The organism is Teichococcus aestuarii, assembly GCF_042651065.1.
In the GTDB taxonomy this organism is placed as follows: Bacteria; Pseudomonadota; Alphaproteobacteria; order Acetobacterales; family Acetobacteraceae; genus Pseudoroseomonas; species Pseudoroseomonas aestuarii.
This window is the reverse complement of sequence record NZ_JBHSCH010000034.1, coordinates 1-13,822: the sequence shown is the minus strand read 5'-3', so window position 1 is coordinate 13,822 and position 13,822 is coordinate 1. Positions and strand designations below refer to the sequence as shown.

Genomic DNA, 13,822 nt, shown 5'->3' with positions numbered 1-13,822 from the left:
GTCGCCAGGTGGCGCACTCATGTGCCAGGGTGATGTAACTGCCAGGCCCCACATCACGCAGCGGCCTCAGCAGAAATCGAAATGGTCGCGGGCGCTAACCTCGCTGCCCGGTCAAGAGCCAGGTCTTGTGGCGTGACAGCGCCTTTTGAGGCATCGGCCACCGCATGCCACTTCCCGTCTGGAACCCCATCCTTGCGCCACGACGCGAGCGTACGGGCGGAAATGCCGACCTCCGCACGGAAGACGGCAGATCCACCAGCAGCCGCGACAGCTCGGTTCAGGGGCGATTCGACCATGCCTGCAAATATGCAGTTATTCTGCATGGGATCAATCCCGAACTATGCATCCCCAAACAGGGACACTGAGTGCAGTTTTTCTGCCATGAACAGCAGCGAACATAAGCGCCAAGTGGCCCAGAACCTGACAATCTTGCTCAACGCCGTTGGGTTACCGGATGCGGAAGTCGCTCGCTCAGTTGGCATCAGCAATAGCAAGCTGGGTAATTGGAAACGGGGCGACAACTATCCGGATCCTTTTGTCTTGGTCCTGATCTGTGAGCGCTATGGAGCAACGATGGATTGGTTCTACCGTAGCCGGGTTTACGGAATGCCGGCAGAACTGACAGACCGCATTATTGCCGCCACTTCCAAGGCAGACACCCCGACACGCCGTAGCCGCAAGAAGCCTTCATCATCTCCCTGATTCTTTCTGTCTCGATCATACGCGCTAGAGGTAGCCTTTCCACTTAAAAGAACATTGCGGGAACACTCTAAAGGGGCTTACCTAATCTGCGCAATGCAGAAATTATGCACAAACAGATTGATCGTGTGCAGAAAAACTGCATTATTATCTCGCCGATCAGTGAGGAGATGATGCTGTGGCTATGAAGCCCCTGACACCCATCGACGGGTCTATCGTCGACACGCCTGCCACATCCCCTTCTGCGCCGCCTGCCGGCATTCCTGTCGATCTGCTGCGCCCTGCCGCACCAACCCTCCGCGACGCGCTGACCTACATCCGCGTCCAGGCTGAGGCGGCCGCGACCCGCGCCGCTGCGCTCGCGCAAGAGGCGCAGGCCATGCAGGAAATGGCCGAGGCAAACCGTGCTCATGCCCGCCGCCTGGAAGATGTCCTTTTCCTGCTGGGAGAGGCGGCATGAACGCGCTCACGCCGCTCCAGATCGCCTTCCCGCCTGTCCTCGCCCCGCATCCGGATACGCCCGTGCACGCTGTGCTCCAGCAAGCGCTGTCGCTTGCGACGCTCGCCCGCACCGTCGCGCTGCTAGTGCGCGAGGCCTCGCCGCTTCCGGTCGACATGACGCAGCGTCAACTGGCCCTGCTGCTTCACCTGGCCACGATGGAGGGGCCTCACACGGTGCGGGGCTTGGCCGACGCCCTCCGCCTCTCCAAGCCTGCTATCTGCCGGGCGGTCGACGTGCTGAGCGAGGCGGCGCTGGTTGAGCGGAAGCCGGATCTGCGCGACCGCCGCAGCGTACTGCTGGCGCTGACGAGCACGGGCCGCGGGGCGGTGCACGCGCTGGCGTACCAACTCTCCACCCCCAACGAAGCATGAACGCCATGCGTGGACTTTTGCGGCCAGCCGCAGAAGCGGCGCTCGCCCCCTCCCCTATTGCTGATGCGGCCGAGCTGCTCGCGCATCTCCGCGCGGGCGACCTGCTCTCCAAATGCCACAGCACCGGCTGGCACCTGGTGCGAGCCGACGCCCCCGTGGCCAGTGAGGCGGTTCTGGCCCTGCAACTGGCGGCCGAGGGGCGCCTGATGCCCGCTGGTGACGTTCTGCCGGGCATGGATACCGGCCTGTCGCAGACCTGGGAATGGGAAGACGCGCCTCGGCCAAGTCCGGCGTTGCTCGACGTCTTCGACGTCCGCAACATGCTCAAGCGAGATGTGGCCGCCGCCGGCAGCGCGACGCTGTATGCGGAATCGCGTGCAGCGCCCGGCCAGCGGCCGCTGACACGCTCACAGATCACGGACGTGACCGGCGGCCATAAGCACCCCACACCTGCCGTGTTGCGGGTGATGGGGCTGACCCAGCGCTATGTGCTGCTGGCTGATCTGCGGAGGCGCCAGTGACCAACGCGCCCCCTCCCCCTCCGCCGATCCTGCAGGAGGTGCGCCGGCACGCCGAGCGCACCGAGGCGCTGGCCGACTACCGCGAGAGCCGCCTGGGCGGCTTCCGTCAGGATACCGCCGCGGCAGCCGAGATCGCTGTCGAGCGGCGTGTGGCCGCATGGATCCGCCAGCAGCTCCAGCAGCAGGAGGCGCTGCATCATCGGCTTCGGCAAGACGCGGCCGTGGCGATACGCTGATGATGGTTCACGGAACCTGCGCTGGATGCGGTCCCACCCCGTGCGATTATGCCACCATGCTCTGTAACGAATGCCTCCAACTCCTCACTCCGCAGGACAACTGCGAATGCACCTAATGCTAGCTTTCTAGCTAGATATATAGCTAAATAGCTTTCTAGCTATTTAGCTATTATGGAGGGTGGGCTTGTGATTCTGATGGTTGGCGGAGAGAAGGGCGGGGTGGGCAAAACCACTCTGGCCACTCACATGGCGGCCGCGCGTGCCGCTGCCGGGCGCAGCGTTGTCCTGGTCGACGCTGACAGCCAGGGTACCTCGACCATATGGAGCGACGCCCGGAAGGAGCACAAGCAGGTTCCGCAGTTCCCGTGCGTCAGCCTGCGCGGCGGCAAAGTACATGTCGAGCTGAAGGAGCTGTCCCGCCACTATCAGGATGTGGTGGTGGACACCGGGGGCGCAGATAGCCAGGAGTTTCGCTCGGCCATGCTGGCAGCCAACATGCTGCTGATGCCCTTGCGCCCCGGCTCGTTCGATTTCTGGACCCTGCTCAAGATGCAGGAGGTTGTGACTCTGGCCGAAGGCTTCAACGACAACCTGAAGGCAGCGGTGTGCCTGTCGCAGGTACCGCCCACGGCTGTGGATCGAGCCCGCAAGGAGGCGGCCGAGGTCATGGCCGATGTGCCTCGCTTTACCCTCTTGAACTGCATGACGGTCTTCCGGGCTGCCTTCAACCACTCTGCGGGTGAGGGACTGACGGTGGAGGAGATGCCGCGCCGGGACACTAAGGCCTGTAGCGAGATTGCATTCCTTCATGACGAGATCTTCGGGGAGGCTTGACCATGGCAATCAAGATGCCGCGCCGGCCCGCCGCACCAGCCACTGCGGAAGATTTCATTGCTGGAGCGAGCGCTGCTCCAGCGCCTCGCCAGGATCTTCCGTGGCGAGATCCTAAGGTGCGGCCAGACCTACGAGTCCAAATGAATGCGAAGGTCCCAGAACCGCTGGCCCTGAAGTGCCACTACTTGGCGCTTCGTCTAGGAATGCGGAAGCAGGATGTCATTGAGCAGGCTTTGGCAGAATGGACCGAAGCCGAGCTGCGGAAGCTAGATCTACCCAGCTAGAAAGCTAGCTAAAAAAATAGCTTTCTATCTTTCTAGCTATCTATCCAACTGAAATTAAAGGGCTTGTCATCGGAAGCGCGGCCGGGAATCATTCTGCTCTAGGCTGCGCAATCCTGCCGGCCGAAAACAGAAAAGGGCCGGCCCCGCCGAAGCAGAACCGACCCCCTCTGATATCCAAGCGTAGCCCGGACGGTGTGAGAACCCCAGGCTATTCGCTCGGCCTCAAAATCGCAAGCATCTTGCGGTATGGGGACACTGCGTCCTGCGGGCTGGCAGAAGCCATGCCTGACTTGATGACGCGCGTGGCCAGCCTTGTGGCTGGCATACCGCGCGAGCTGCACCAGAAGCGGCTGGCCGAGGAGTACCTCGCCGGCGGTCTGGACATCGCTGACACCCTGCCGACGCTGTACGCGCTGCATGCCCGCTGGGATGCCCGCCGGGAGCCGCAGGCGCCGCGGCCGCGCAGCACCCCGCGTGAGCCGCGCTCGACGGGCCGTTACGTGCCGCACATCAGCCTGGATCCGGTGACCCATCTACGCGGCTGTGCGCTCTCGGTGCTGCTGCTGGTGCGCTCGCTGGCCGACCAAGCGGGGCGCCTGGTGACGCTGACCGCCTCGCTGGCCACCCAGCTCGGCTACACGCGCCGCGCGGTGCAGTACGCCTACCACCAGCTGCGCGCCGCCGGGTACCTGGAGCACCGCTACGACGCCCAGCGCGGCGTGGTGGTGCTGGAGCTGCTGGAGGCGGTGCTTCCGTCGCCGGAGGCGGTGCAGGCCCGTCAGAACGAGCGCCGCGCCCCCACGCCCAAGACCGGCTGGCGCGAGGCGTGGATGCGGCGGGTGCAGGCCCTCAGTGCCCTGGCGCGGAGGGGGGTGCGAAATGCCGTTCGCCCATTAAACGTCTCTCAGATTCAAAGGGGTAGGGCAGGGGAGCAGCTCTCCAGCCTGATGGTCAGCGCCACCTGGTCAGTGGGCAAAGCGGCAATGAGGCTGTGCTGATTGCGGCGGGATCGCGGAAGCCCGAGGCTGTGCGCGATAAGCCGAGATTATCGTCCGCAAGTAAATGCTGATGCTTGCGCACAGGAGTGCTAGTTTGGTCGTCATGGACACGCACTCTTTGCAGGCTGCCATTCGCTTCGGGCTAGGAGCCCGTCCGGATCAAGCGCTGCCTCGTGACCCATTGAGTTGGCTGGATGCGCAACTGGAAGGACCAGATTTAGCGCCGCCGATCCCGGCAGGCTGGCCAGCGCCACCTACAGTGCGGGATGGGTACCGGAACTGGGCCGAAGGCGATAAGCGGCGCGACCAGAGGCCACCCCGCCAACCGCATCCGGTGGACTACGCTTTTGCTGCAGAAGTGGTGGCACTGCAGGCGTTGCGCATCGACACTGCAACTCCCTACCGCGAACGGCTGGTTGAGTTCTGGGCCAATCATTTCACCGTCAGCCGACGGGCCGGCTATGGCGTTGCCAGCACGGTGGGCCCCTTCATGCGAGATGCTATCCGCTCGCACGTTACAGGCACCTTTGCTGATATGCTGGTGGCAGTGGCGCTGCACCCGGCCATGCTGTCCTACCTAAGCCAAACACAGTCGATTGGACCGAACAGCCCGCTCGGCAAGCAGCGCAAGCGCGGGCTGAATGAGAATCTGGCGCGCGAGATCCTGGAACTACACACCGTCTCGCCTGCTGCCCGCTACAGCCAGCGCGATGTCACCGAATTTGCACGGTTGTTGACCGGCTGGACAGTGGAGCGGATGCGCGAGCCCTACGGGGCTGTGTTCCGCGCCAATGCACATGAGCCAGGCGAGAAGATCGTGCTCGGCCGCCGCTTTGGTGAAGGTCCGGCGGAGGTGGAGAAGGCACTGCGTTTCCTGGCGGCGCATCCCGCAACCCAACGCTTCCTGGCCACCAAGCTAGTGCGGCATTTCGTCGCCGACGATCCGCCGCCGGAAGCGGTGACCCGTATTGAGGCGGTGCTGACAGACACGGGGGGTGACCTTGCGGCCGTCGCACGCGCCCTGCCGCGGCTGGAACAAGCATGGAAGCCGCCCTTGTCCAAGCTGCGTACGCCGGCTGATTACGTCACGGCAGCCCTGCGTGCCTGCGGCGCTGCTGGCACGGAGTTCGCGCAGGTGGCTCGGAAGGGCTGTGATATGCTGCACCAATCCTGCTGGCTGGCGGAGCAGCCGAATGGCTGGCCCGACCATGCCAGCGCTTGGCTGGGGCCTGAGCCAACCATGCAACGGCTCGATTGGTGCTACGAACTGGCCGGTCGCTTCGCTCGGCTAGAGCCTATGGCGGTGCTGGACACCGCGCTAGGCCCCCTTGGGCGGACGGAAACCCGGCAGGCTTTGCGCGGTGCCGGCTCCCCGCGCGACGCTCTTGCCCTATTATTTGCCAGCGCGGAGTTCCAGCGCCGATGAGCCATCTTCCGAACATCGGGCGACGGGGCCTTTTGCTCGGTCTGTCCGCACTGGCCGCTACCCGGAATGCGCGGTTGGCAGTAGCGGCGCCGCCTGTGATGGGCCAAGCCGGCGATCGTCGCTTGGTGGTGGTGATCCAGCGCGGTGCCATGGACGGACTAGCGGCACTCGCCCCTTACGGCGATGCGCAGTACCGCGAGTTACGCGGTCCGCTGGCGCTGCCGGAGCCCGGTCAGGAGGACGGTCTGCTAGATTGCGGCGGCTTCTTCGGCTTGGCGCCGCAACTGCAGAGCTTCCACCGTTTCTTCTCAGAGGGAAGCTTGTTACCGGTGCATGCCATAGCTGGCCCGTACCGCAACCGCTCGCATTTCGAGGCGCAGGACATGCTGGAAAGCGGGGCGCCGGAGCGCCTTGCCTCCGGCTGGCTGAACCGCGCGTTGGAAGCTACTCCCCCTGTACCGCGAGGACATCCAGAGCGCGGCCTGGCGGTAGGTTATGACCTGCCTCTGCTGCTACGCGGCGCGCAGCCGGTGGGCATGTGGGCGCCACCGCGCCCTGTGCGCCCGCCACCGGAGCTTTATGCCCGCATGGCCGATCTTCTACATGCCGATCCACTGCTGGGCAAAGCCGTGCGGGAAGGGCTAAGGGGGCGTGGCTTCGCCGCCGACGCGCTGATGGGTGAGCCGCAGGCCAAGGGAGGTTTCGTGTCACTGGCAGCCTCGGCTGGCAAGCTTTTAGCCGCGCCGAACGGGCCACGCGTGGCTGCGCTGGAAATCGGCGGCTGGGACACGCATGCCAACCAGAACTACGCGCTGTCGCGGGCGCTGAAGCAGCTGGATGAAGGGATGGCCGCGCTGCGTGGTCAGCTTGGCGCCGCCTGGGCTCAGACTGCAATCCTGGTGATGACCGAATTCGGCCGCACCGCCCGCGCCAATGGCAGCCAAGGTACCGACCATGGCACCGGTGGCGTCGCGTTCCTGATGGGCGGCGCCGTGCAAGGTGGCAAGGTGTTGGCCGATTGGCCGGGGCTGGCCGATAGCCAGCTCTTCGAGAAGCGAGACCTGGCGCCGACACGCGACCTGCGCGCTATCACCAAAGGGTTGCTGCGTGACCATCTTGGCCTGCCAAACGCCGCCATTGCTGCAGCTTTCCCCAACGCGGAAGGTGTGGTGGCAGAGAATGGATTAATCCGTCTTACCTGAAGCATGACGAGGCTCCGAGTTGGTCCTGATCCCTGATCTGGCCCAGGCCCTATGCAACTCGTCGTGCTGGTGACCGTAGCCCCGGAACTGGTCAACCATGGCAGCACCTCCGGCCGCCATGGAATCACAGCAGGGTCAAAGCGCAAGAGGTCCGTTAACAGGCCCTGAGCCTAGGAATTTTTTAAACTTTCAATAATATTCGTTATTATATTTTTTTGAGAAGGGAATTTTTCTAGACTGAGAGGAAGTTCAGGATATTGACGATAAGGTGCAAGCGTAGGCGTTTCTTTTTGTGAACGAACAAGAAAGCCTTCTATTTGTAACTCTCCATAACGACCCGGCAGGGGAGGACGACCATGTAGTAAGCGTTCGGTGACTAAATAGTCGATTGGTTCTAGCTTCATAATAATTCCGTTTTTAGATCCTTCAAGTTCATCAAAGAAATCAACATGCATAGAATTGTATACATCTGGATTATTTGTGTCCCAATACATTATCAACTGTCGAGATACAGTCCTGTTGCCATTATTAAAACTAGCAATACATCCTTTTGCTCCATTATTAATCATTATGCTTGATAGTACCTCATTCTCTCCAATTGGAATTAATAGGCTTTCTCCTTCGAAAATCTGTGCAAATTGTGCAGTGCGAAGGCTTGATCCCCGCTCAATAACTCGTTCAGGTTTTACAAGACTAGAAGCTAAAATACGGTGCGTTTTGTGACACATTACAGTCATGCTTGATTCAATACTAATTACGCTTTCCATCTCTGTAATGCATTCAGAAAGAGCTTGTCCGATTACCACAGCTGCCGACTGCGACATGTGCGCACTGTCACGCATCAACTTTTCCTTCGTGGCGCCAAGAAGCATTGCGGCTCGGAAGATGGCAGTGACGTTGAAATAAGGTACTTGCATCTTCTGACAAAAAGCTTCCTGCATCAACTCGACGCTTGAAGGCTTCTCAAGATGAGCAAGGCTGGGAAGGATCAGAAGAATTGGCTTTTTACCTGAAAGGCGAATTTCTGTGACAAGATTGCAAAGATTTTGTTCTAATCGTTGCGTTGTTGTGAGCCCCGCATTCACTGCCTGATGATCATTTATCTCGTAATCAATAATTGCATAATCATGGTGCTGATCTCGGACTTCGCCAAAATAATACAAACCAGTAGAACTTAGAACGCCTCCAATAGAGCGTGTCGTCACACCACAACGTGCATGCTCTCTAAAATATTTCAGAAATCCATCCCGCATTACGCAGTTTGACGTACCAAGAACCAGAGCTTCCATGGTATCTCCAAGGATTATGTTGTATATTTTTCATTGTTATACATCTAACAAGATTATGCCATGCTAAAAATTCTGTATGTGATTGCCTTTTGTCGTTAGGTCACGTGGACAAACCTAGCTGCCTGGTCGCGGAACATTGTTGGGATCCGGTGGGGCTGGCGATCGTAGACCACGCCTATCGTTTCGAGCGCCTGAAGCGCGCCGTGCCGGGAGGTAGGTGAGCCATGCACCAGATCCACCCCAATGCCCGTACCACCCCCGCCGTCCGGGCTGAGATCGCCCGCTCTTCCGAGCCCTCGGGTGTCCTGGCTCGCCGCTTTGGGGTGAGCAGCGAGACCATCCGCAAGTGGCGCCAGCGCGGACCGCAAGACTGCCTCGACCACTCGGCCCGGCCCCATAAGCTGCCCTGGAAGGCCACCGAGGAGGAGCGCGCCATCGTCTGCGGCCTGCGCCGGGCCACCAACTTCGCCCTCGATGACCTCACCTTCGTGGTGACCCACTTCTTGCCGCATCTGAACCGCGACAGCATCTGGCGCATCCTCAAAGCTGAAGGGCTGAGCCGCAGGCGCCCTTCCACTTCCGAGCGGCCTATCCGGGGCAAGGGCACCTTCCGGGATTATGATCTCGGCTTCGTCCACATCGACATCAAGCATCTGCCCAAGCTGCAGACCGCCAATGGTGAGCGCCGCAAGCGCTACCTCTATGTCGCCATTGATCGCCGCTCCCGCTCCGTCCACCTGGCTGTCAAGGATGACGAGACGGAGCGCAGCGCCATCGCTTTCTTGCGCGAGGCAGCCAAGGCCTTTCCGTTCCGCCTCACCCACGTGCTAACAGACAACGGCAGTTGCTTCACACCCGCTTTTGCCAAGGTGTGCGCCGAGCTCGGTGCGGAGTATCGCCACACCCGGCCCTACTCGCCGCAGACAAATGGCATGGTAGAGAGGTTCAACGGGCGGGTCGGCAGCGAGGTGCTCGGCATCACCATCTGGTCCCATGCCCAACTGGAGCAGCTGCTCCGGGGCTTCAACGCCGCCTACAATGCCCGCCGTCAGCGCGTCCTCGACGGAAAGACACCCGACCAGGTCGTCAAAGAACGCCTCCGGGCGCGACGAAAGCTCGCCCGACCCAAACCCGAAACACCTGAAGGTCGAGCTGGCCCAGAGGACATCGCCCGCGCACGCCTCATTGCTGAAGCTGCCAAGGAGGTTTCACAACCAGACAGCTAGCTGCAGCATCGGGTTTTCCAAAAGTGCCCAGGTTTTAACAGAGTAAGTCGGTGGGAATGCTTGCTTTTTAGGCGCTTTTGTAACAAGGAGTTAAGTCGCTTTCTTGGATCTTTGTAGCTGCGGGATTCCCTTATGTTCGACCCTTCTAACTTGATCAATGAGGCCAGTCTTGCTCCTAGCGTGGGCTTGCTTGGAGCTTGTGTCTCACTCGACACTTGCTTGGCCCTATTCCCAGCAGCAAAAAAATATCGTTACTTTCTTCGCATCAATACTGTTTCGTTGATGTCACCAGGAGGCAATCCAATCGACCTATCACACATCATCACAGATCCAAAAGAACTTCTAACATTTTCCAACGATGCTAATAAAAGTTTTGACATGAATACTCTTTTAAATGAAGATTTTGTATTAATTGACTTTTTTCGCGACACTTATAGTGTTGTTCAGCTTCAGGATGGGCGATATATTACGGCTGGTTTGCAATGGTGGCAATACAAACTAGAAAATCATCTTCCTGTTAGTGCTATCATCAAGCCAACCGACCCTGCGTATCCTGATTTTTGGTTTGAGGCTTTTCAAAGATTTGCTGATGCGGCCAATAAAACGTCGACAACTTGGCTAATTTCGCCTATTCATCTTGTCACCACGTTGCGCGACGGTTGGGACGACGAACCACCGGCGCAGCCAACTGGAGTGCACAACAGGCGAAGTGTTATGCTTAGCCATATGCAGCGAATTGCGCTTGCTGCCCTTCGTCGTTCCTGCATTCTACCACTTCCAACCGAATGGCTCCAGATGGATCGTGACCACCGCTATGGAGCAGCTCCTTATCACTATCCATCTGCCTTCTTCCAGGCGATGCGTGATACCGCCGCCCTAAATCCAGGCAGCATTCAAGTTTTTATGGGTGGCGCGGCAGAGCGTGAGCGCGCAATCCTGCATGAATTGGAGGCTTGGAAAAATCGTGCGGCGGAGTTCTGACTGACTGTCACAAAGTGGCTGGCTGCCGTCCAGCTCGCCAGCCATCGTCAGCTACTGGTTATGAGGCCCGACCATATTGTAGGCGCCATCGGTCCGAAGGAATTTGAGCGACAGCAAGGCGGTAGGCAAAAATGTTTCGATTACGAATCTAATAGAGCGGCGCGGGTGGCCGGGCCGGCCACACCATCCACCCCGAGGCGCCGGACGGCCTGGAAGGCCTCCAGCGCCAGCTCGGTGGCCCGGCCGAACAGGCCGTCGACCACCAGGCGCGCGCCGGCGCGGTTCAGCGCCGCCTGCAGGGCCTGCACGGCCTCGCCGCGGGCGCCAATGCGCAACACCGGCTCCGGCGGCGCGGCGGCGCGCGCCCGGGCATAGGCGGCCGCCAGGCGCGTGTCGTAGCGGTTCTCGCGGTAGGCGCCGCCGTTGTAGCCGCGGGCGAAGCTGGCCCAGTCCAGCACCACCAGGTGCCGCGCCAGGCCGTTGGCTCGGCAGAAGCCGATGAAGGCGCCGAGGTGCCGCCCCTCGCTCTCCGCCATGGCGGCCACGAAGGCCTCCGCGCTGGCGAAGCCCGCCGCCTGGTGGTTGCTGCCCAGGATCTGGAACAGGCCCCAGGAGGTGGCGCGCAGCGCGGCGGCGCGGTCCAGCGCTACGGCTGCCTGCAGGCGGCCGTACTCGGCCCGGCCGCCCAGGTAGAGGCTACGGTCCCAGCTGCGCACCGAGAGGGTGGGATGGCTGGCGTCAAAGCGCCCGCCGCTCTCACGCGAGAAGTGGTGCGCCTCGAACAGGATGGCCGGCCGGCCGGAGCCATCGGTCAGGAAGCCGCCCAGGCCACCGGTCTCGACCGCCAGCACCGCCTCGATGGCGGCGCGGTCGCAGCCGAGATCCCGCGCCGCTTGGGCGATGTCGGCCGGTGCCAGCGGCCGCGCGGCGCCGGCGAAGGGCAGGGGCGTGGTCACTGGCCGAGCAGGGGCAGCAGCAGGGCGACGATGTCGGCCAGGGTCATGCCGGCGCTGACGACGCGCTCCCAGGCCTCGGGGGCGAGCTGGACGCCCAGCACGCCGAGCAGCGAGGCGAGGGCGAGCCAGGTGGTGCGCTGGCGCAGGCGCGCCAGGAGGAGAGGGACCATGGAGGACCTCCGGACATGCGCCATCGCGCCGCGGGCGGGATGCCGGCGGCGTGGGGGAGGCGCGGGGGGAAGGGGGAGAGGGTGGCTAGGGCTTGGTGCGGCGGAGCGCCGGCACCAGGACCTCCAGCAGGGGCTCGAGCCGGTCTGGCCCGAAGCGCGCCAGCAGCGCGATCAGCACGATGGCGGCGCCGCCATCGAGCGCCAGCCAGCGGGCCAGGCCGTAGCCCAGGAAGCCGATGGCGGCGGTGACCGGCACCTCCCAGAGCAGGGTGCGCAGCGCGCTGCGGGCGGTGACGCCCTCGCGGGGGGCGCTCAGCAGCAGCAGGGCGCGGCCGGCCGCGGCGGCGGCGAGCGAGCCGGCGACATCCCAGCCGGAAGGGGGCTCAAAGATCGCCATGGCTGGCCTCTGCCGCTTGACGTTGGGGATCACACCAGCGGCCGGCGCGCAGGCGTGAAGGGCAGCGCGTAGAGGCGCTGGAAGTAGCGCTGCACCAGGCTGACGCGCCGTTGGTCGCCGTAGAGGTAGCGCTTCCAGATCTGCAGGTTGGTGCTGCGGCCGGCAAAGCGGCCATTGACCGTCGCTGCGTAGAGCGATCCCAAGGCCAGGGCAGCGGTACCGGCCGCGTTGTCGGTGGGCTGCGGCACCGTCCACAGCCCGTTGACGCACAGCGCCACCTCGGTGCCGCTGCAGGCCGCGATGATGTGCGCCTCCGTGCCCCAGCTGTAGGGGACGGACACGCTGCGATTGCCCTGGATGAAGGTGATGCTGCCCGGCGTCTGCGCATTCGCCGACCCGTTGATCTGCAGCAGCGTGCGCGCCGAGAGGCTGTTGAACCGGCTGAGCAGGTAGGTGGTGCCGGTGCCGGGGTAGGCAACGCGGATCTGCGCCACCAGCGAGAAGGGCTGCGCGAAGTCGGGCTGCGGCAGCGCGGCCGGGCCGCCATCCCAGACATAGATGCCATTCTCGGCGTGATCGGCCACAGGCCGGCCGTTCAGCGCCCCCTCGACAAGCCTGGCCGGCCCCATGCCCGTGGCGGTGCCCGGCCGCAGGGTGGCCCCGCTGCCCTTGAGATCGCGCCACTGCGTGATCTCGCGGGTCTCGGCGGTCACGGCCATGTCCGGCTCATAGGCGCGGAACCAGTGGGCCAGATCCACATCCTCCAGCATCTGCTGGTCGAGCGGCCTGGCGACCGGCGCGGCGCTGCCGGGCACAGAAGTGGCGACGACGATGCGGCTCATGCCACGATCTCCTCGAAACGCATGGCGGGGTAGGCGACGAACTCAGGGATGGCGAAGCCCTGGTCGCGCCAGAAGGTGCGGTAGGGGGTGACGGCCTCGAGCGTGGTGCGGCCGCGCGACCAGCCCTCCAGGGCCGGGCCGCTGATCTGCATCGCGGAGCGGATGCGCAGTGGCGTGGTGGGCAGGTCGGCTGCCCCCACCAGGTCCAGCGTGGCGGCGCCGCTGATCGTCACGGCGGAGAGCGGCACATCGGTGCCGTCCTGCTGCCAGATCTCGAACCCGCGCTGCGCGACATCGGGCGTCCAGCTCGACCAGGAGAGCGCCGTTGCATCCGGCGGCAGCTGCCAGGTGATGCGCAGTGTGGTGGCGTTCATCCGCGTGAAGGAGGTGGGCCGCAGTCCCATCGGCGACAGGCCACGCAGGATGCTGTCGACGGCGTGTGCATCGCGCGCGGCCTGGATCATGCGCCCGAAGTACGATGCGTGGATGTTGTCGCCGAGCGGGCAGTCATACATCGGGCCTGAGCCGTAGAGGCCCGGGATGCCTTCCTTCAGGATCTCGTACTGCGCCTGCACCGGACGCTGGATGCCCGTGACCGTGTCGGCGTTGCCGTTCACCTGCTGGATCACGAAGGGCGGCAGGGTGGACATGCCGGCCGACACCCGCACATCCTCGCGCAGATCCGCCTGCAGCTGGCGCAGCATGTCGAGATAGCCGGCCGTGTCGTTCTCGCCCTGGCACCAGCGGATGATCACCCGCAGCTCGCGCCCCATGCGGGCCGCGGCGCCCCGGGCCGAGGTGACGGCAGCCAGCACGTGCTGGTACTGGATCGTGCCCTTGATGAACTTGTCGATGTTCTGGCCGCCCCACCACACGGTGTGGCCGATC

At 62.8% G+C, this 13,822-nt stretch carries 17 protein-coding genes; 11 read left to right on the top strand and 6 right to left on the bottom strand.

The features are described from left to right. The first annotated feature begins 381 nt into the window (after nucleotides 1–381). The 9 genes from ACFOY6_RS13840 (at nucleotide 382) to ACFOY6_RS13800 (ending at nucleotide 7,073) form a co-directional block, all read left to right on the top strand. Nucleotides 382–702: a helix-turn-helix domain-containing protein gene (locus ACFOY6_RS13840; RefSeq protein ID WP_379640708.1), complete on the top strand. Its 321-nt coding sequence runs from the start codon at nucleotides 382–384 to the stop codon at nucleotides 700–702. A 181-nt stretch (nucleotides 703–883) separates the two neighbouring features. Next, on the top strand, nucleotides 884–1,159 hold the full coding sequence (locus ACFOY6_RS13835; RefSeq protein ID WP_379640707.1) for a hypothetical protein: 276 nt from the start codon (nucleotides 884–886) through the stop codon (nucleotides 1,157–1,159). Continuing rightward, entirely contained in the window at nucleotides 1,156–1,572 is a 417-nt protein-coding gene (locus tag ACFOY6_RS13830) for a MarR family winged helix-turn-helix transcriptional regulator (RefSeq protein ID WP_379640706.1), read from the top strand. Before ACFOY6_RS13835 ends, ACFOY6_RS13830 begins: the two co-directional genes overlap by 4 nt. 5 nt (nucleotides 1,573–1,577) lie before the next feature. Next, entirely contained in the window at nucleotides 1,578–2,093 is a 516-nt protein-coding gene (locus ACFOY6_RS13825) for a hypothetical protein (RefSeq protein ID WP_379651290.1), read from the top strand. After that, nucleotides 2,090–2,329, top strand: coding sequence for a hypothetical protein (locus tag ACFOY6_RS13820; protein ID WP_379651288.1), 240 nt, complete (start codon nucleotides 2,090–2,092; stop codon nucleotides 2,327–2,329). Before ACFOY6_RS13825 ends, ACFOY6_RS13820 begins: the two co-directional genes overlap by 4 nt. Before the next feature lie 195 nt (nucleotides 2,330–2,524). After that, nucleotides 2,525–3,163 (top strand): AAA family ATPase, encoded by a 639-nt coding sequence (locus tag ACFOY6_RS13815; RefSeq protein ID WP_379640734.1) that lies wholly within the window; start codon nucleotides 2,525–2,527, stop codon nucleotides 3,161–3,163. Between the two features lie 565 nt (nucleotides 3,164–3,728). Beyond that, the gene (locus tag ACFOY6_RS13810; protein ID WP_379651286.1) at nucleotides 3,729–4,445 is read left to right on the top strand and encodes a hypothetical protein; all 717 of its coding nucleotides are present in this window, start codon (nucleotides 3,729–3,731) and stop codon (nucleotides 4,443–4,445) included. Between the two features lie 103 nt (nucleotides 4,446–4,548). Further along, nucleotides 4,549–5,871, top strand: a complete 1,323-nt coding sequence (locus ACFOY6_RS13805; protein WP_379651342.1) for a DUF1800 domain-containing protein — start codon at nucleotides 4,549–4,551, stop codon at nucleotides 5,869–5,871. Beyond that, nucleotides 5,868–7,073, top strand: coding sequence for a DUF1501 domain-containing protein (locus ACFOY6_RS13800; RefSeq protein ID WP_379640702.1), 1,206 nt, complete (start codon nucleotides 5,868–5,870; stop codon nucleotides 7,071–7,073). The genes ACFOY6_RS13805 and ACFOY6_RS13800 overlap by 4 nt, the downstream gene beginning before the upstream one ends. A gap of 170 nt (nucleotides 7,074–7,243) precedes the next feature. Here the strand turns inward: ACFOY6_RS13800 and ACFOY6_RS13795 are convergent, their stop codons facing one another. After that, complete coding sequence (locus tag ACFOY6_RS13795; RefSeq protein ID WP_379640701.1) at nucleotides 7,244–8,362, bottom strand: hypothetical protein; 1,119 nt, start codon at nucleotides 8,360–8,362, stop codon at nucleotides 7,244–7,246. A gap of 224 nt (nucleotides 8,363–8,586) precedes the next feature. Between ACFOY6_RS13795 and ACFOY6_RS13790 the strand changes: the two genes are divergently transcribed. Next, on the top strand, nucleotides 8,587–9,588 hold the full coding sequence (locus ACFOY6_RS13790; RefSeq protein WP_379640700.1) for a DDE-type integrase/transposase/recombinase: 1,002 nt from the start codon (nucleotides 8,587–8,589) through the stop codon (nucleotides 9,586–9,588). Between the two features lie 132 nt (nucleotides 9,589–9,720). Continuing rightward, nucleotides 9,721–10,569, top strand: coding sequence for a DUF6270 domain-containing protein (locus ACFOY6_RS13785; protein ID WP_379640699.1), 849 nt, complete (start codon nucleotides 9,721–9,723; stop codon nucleotides 10,567–10,569). A 140-nt stretch (nucleotides 10,570–10,709) separates the two neighbouring features. Here ACFOY6_RS13785 and ACFOY6_RS13780 read toward each other — a convergent pair whose 3' ends face one another. The 5 genes from ACFOY6_RS13780 to ACFOY6_RS13760 all read right to left on the bottom strand — a co-directional run. Continuing rightward, a complete protein-coding gene (locus ACFOY6_RS13780; RefSeq protein ID WP_379651283.1) occupies nucleotides 10,710–11,525 on the bottom strand; it encodes an N-acetylmuramidase domain-containing protein in 816 nt (271 codons plus the stop codon). After that, nucleotides 11,522–11,695, bottom strand: a complete 174-nt coding sequence (locus ACFOY6_RS13775) for a hypothetical protein (RefSeq protein ID WP_379651281.1) — start codon at nucleotides 11,693–11,695, stop codon at nucleotides 11,522–11,524. The genes ACFOY6_RS13780 and ACFOY6_RS13775 overlap by 4 nt, the downstream gene beginning before the upstream one ends. An 85-nt stretch (nucleotides 11,696–11,780) precedes the next feature. Beyond that, nucleotides 11,781–12,092, bottom strand: coding sequence for a phage holin family protein (locus ACFOY6_RS13770; protein ID WP_379651279.1), 312 nt, complete (start codon nucleotides 12,090–12,092; stop codon nucleotides 11,781–11,783). A gap of 29 nt (nucleotides 12,093–12,121) precedes the next feature. Further along, entirely contained in the window at nucleotides 12,122–12,934 is an 813-nt protein-coding gene (locus ACFOY6_RS13765; protein WP_379651277.1) for a hypothetical protein, read from the bottom strand. Continuing rightward, nucleotides 12,931–13,822 (bottom strand): hypothetical protein (locus ACFOY6_RS13760; protein ID WP_379651275.1); only part of this gene is annotated, 892 nt, incomplete at its 5' end. The genes ACFOY6_RS13760 and ACFOY6_RS13765, both read right to left, overlap by 4 nt.

Coding starts and splice junctions, on each gene's coding strand:
- ACFOY6_RS13840 (WP_379640708.1), top strand. CDS start 382: ATGAACAGCAGCGAACATAAGCGCCAAGTGGCCCAGAACCTGACAATC.
- ACFOY6_RS13835 (WP_379640707.1), top strand. CDS start 884: ATGAAGCCCCTGACACCCATCGACGGGTCTATCGTCGACACGCCTGCC.
- ACFOY6_RS13830 (WP_379640706.1), top strand. CDS start 1,156: ATGAACGCGCTCACGCCGCTCCAGATCGCCTTCCCGCCTGTCCTCGCC.
- ACFOY6_RS13825 (WP_379651290.1), top strand. CDS start 1,578: ATGCGTGGACTTTTGCGGCCAGCCGCAGAAGCGGCGCTCGCCCCCTCC.
- ACFOY6_RS13815 (WP_379640734.1), top strand. CDS start 2,525: ATGGTTGGCGGAGAGAAGGGCGGGGTGGGCAAAACCACTCTGGCCACT.
- ACFOY6_RS13810 (WP_379651286.1), top strand. CDS start 3,729: ATGCCTGACTTGATGACGCGCGTGGCCAGCCTTGTGGCTGGCATACCG.
- ACFOY6_RS13805 (WP_379651342.1), top strand. CDS start 4,549: ATGGACACGCACTCTTTGCAGGCTGCCATTCGCTTCGGGCTAGGAGCC.
- ACFOY6_RS13800 (WP_379640702.1), top strand. CDS start 5,868: ATGAGCCATCTTCCGAACATCGGGCGACGGGGCCTTTTGCTCGGTCTG.
- ACFOY6_RS13795 (WP_379640701.1), bottom strand. CDS start 8,362: ATGGAAGCTCTGGTTCTTGGTACGTCAAACTGCGTAATGCGGGATGGA.
- ACFOY6_RS13790 (WP_379640700.1), top strand. CDS start 8,587: ATGCACCAGATCCACCCCAATGCCCGTACCACCCCCGCCGTCCGGGCT.
- ACFOY6_RS13785 (WP_379640699.1), top strand. CDS start 9,721: ATGTTCGACCCTTCTAACTTGATCAATGAGGCCAGTCTTGCTCCTAGC.
- ACFOY6_RS13775 (WP_379651281.1), bottom strand. CDS start 11,695: ATGGTCCCTCTCCTCCTGGCGCGCCTGCGCCAGCGCACCACCTGGCTC.
- ACFOY6_RS13770 (WP_379651279.1), bottom strand. CDS start 12,092: ATGGCGATCTTTGAGCCCCCTTCCGGCTGGGATGTCGCCGGCTCGCTC.
- ACFOY6_RS13765 (WP_379651277.1), bottom strand. CDS start 12,934: ATGAGCCGCATCGTCGTCGCCACTTCTGTGCCCGGCAGCGCCGCGCCG.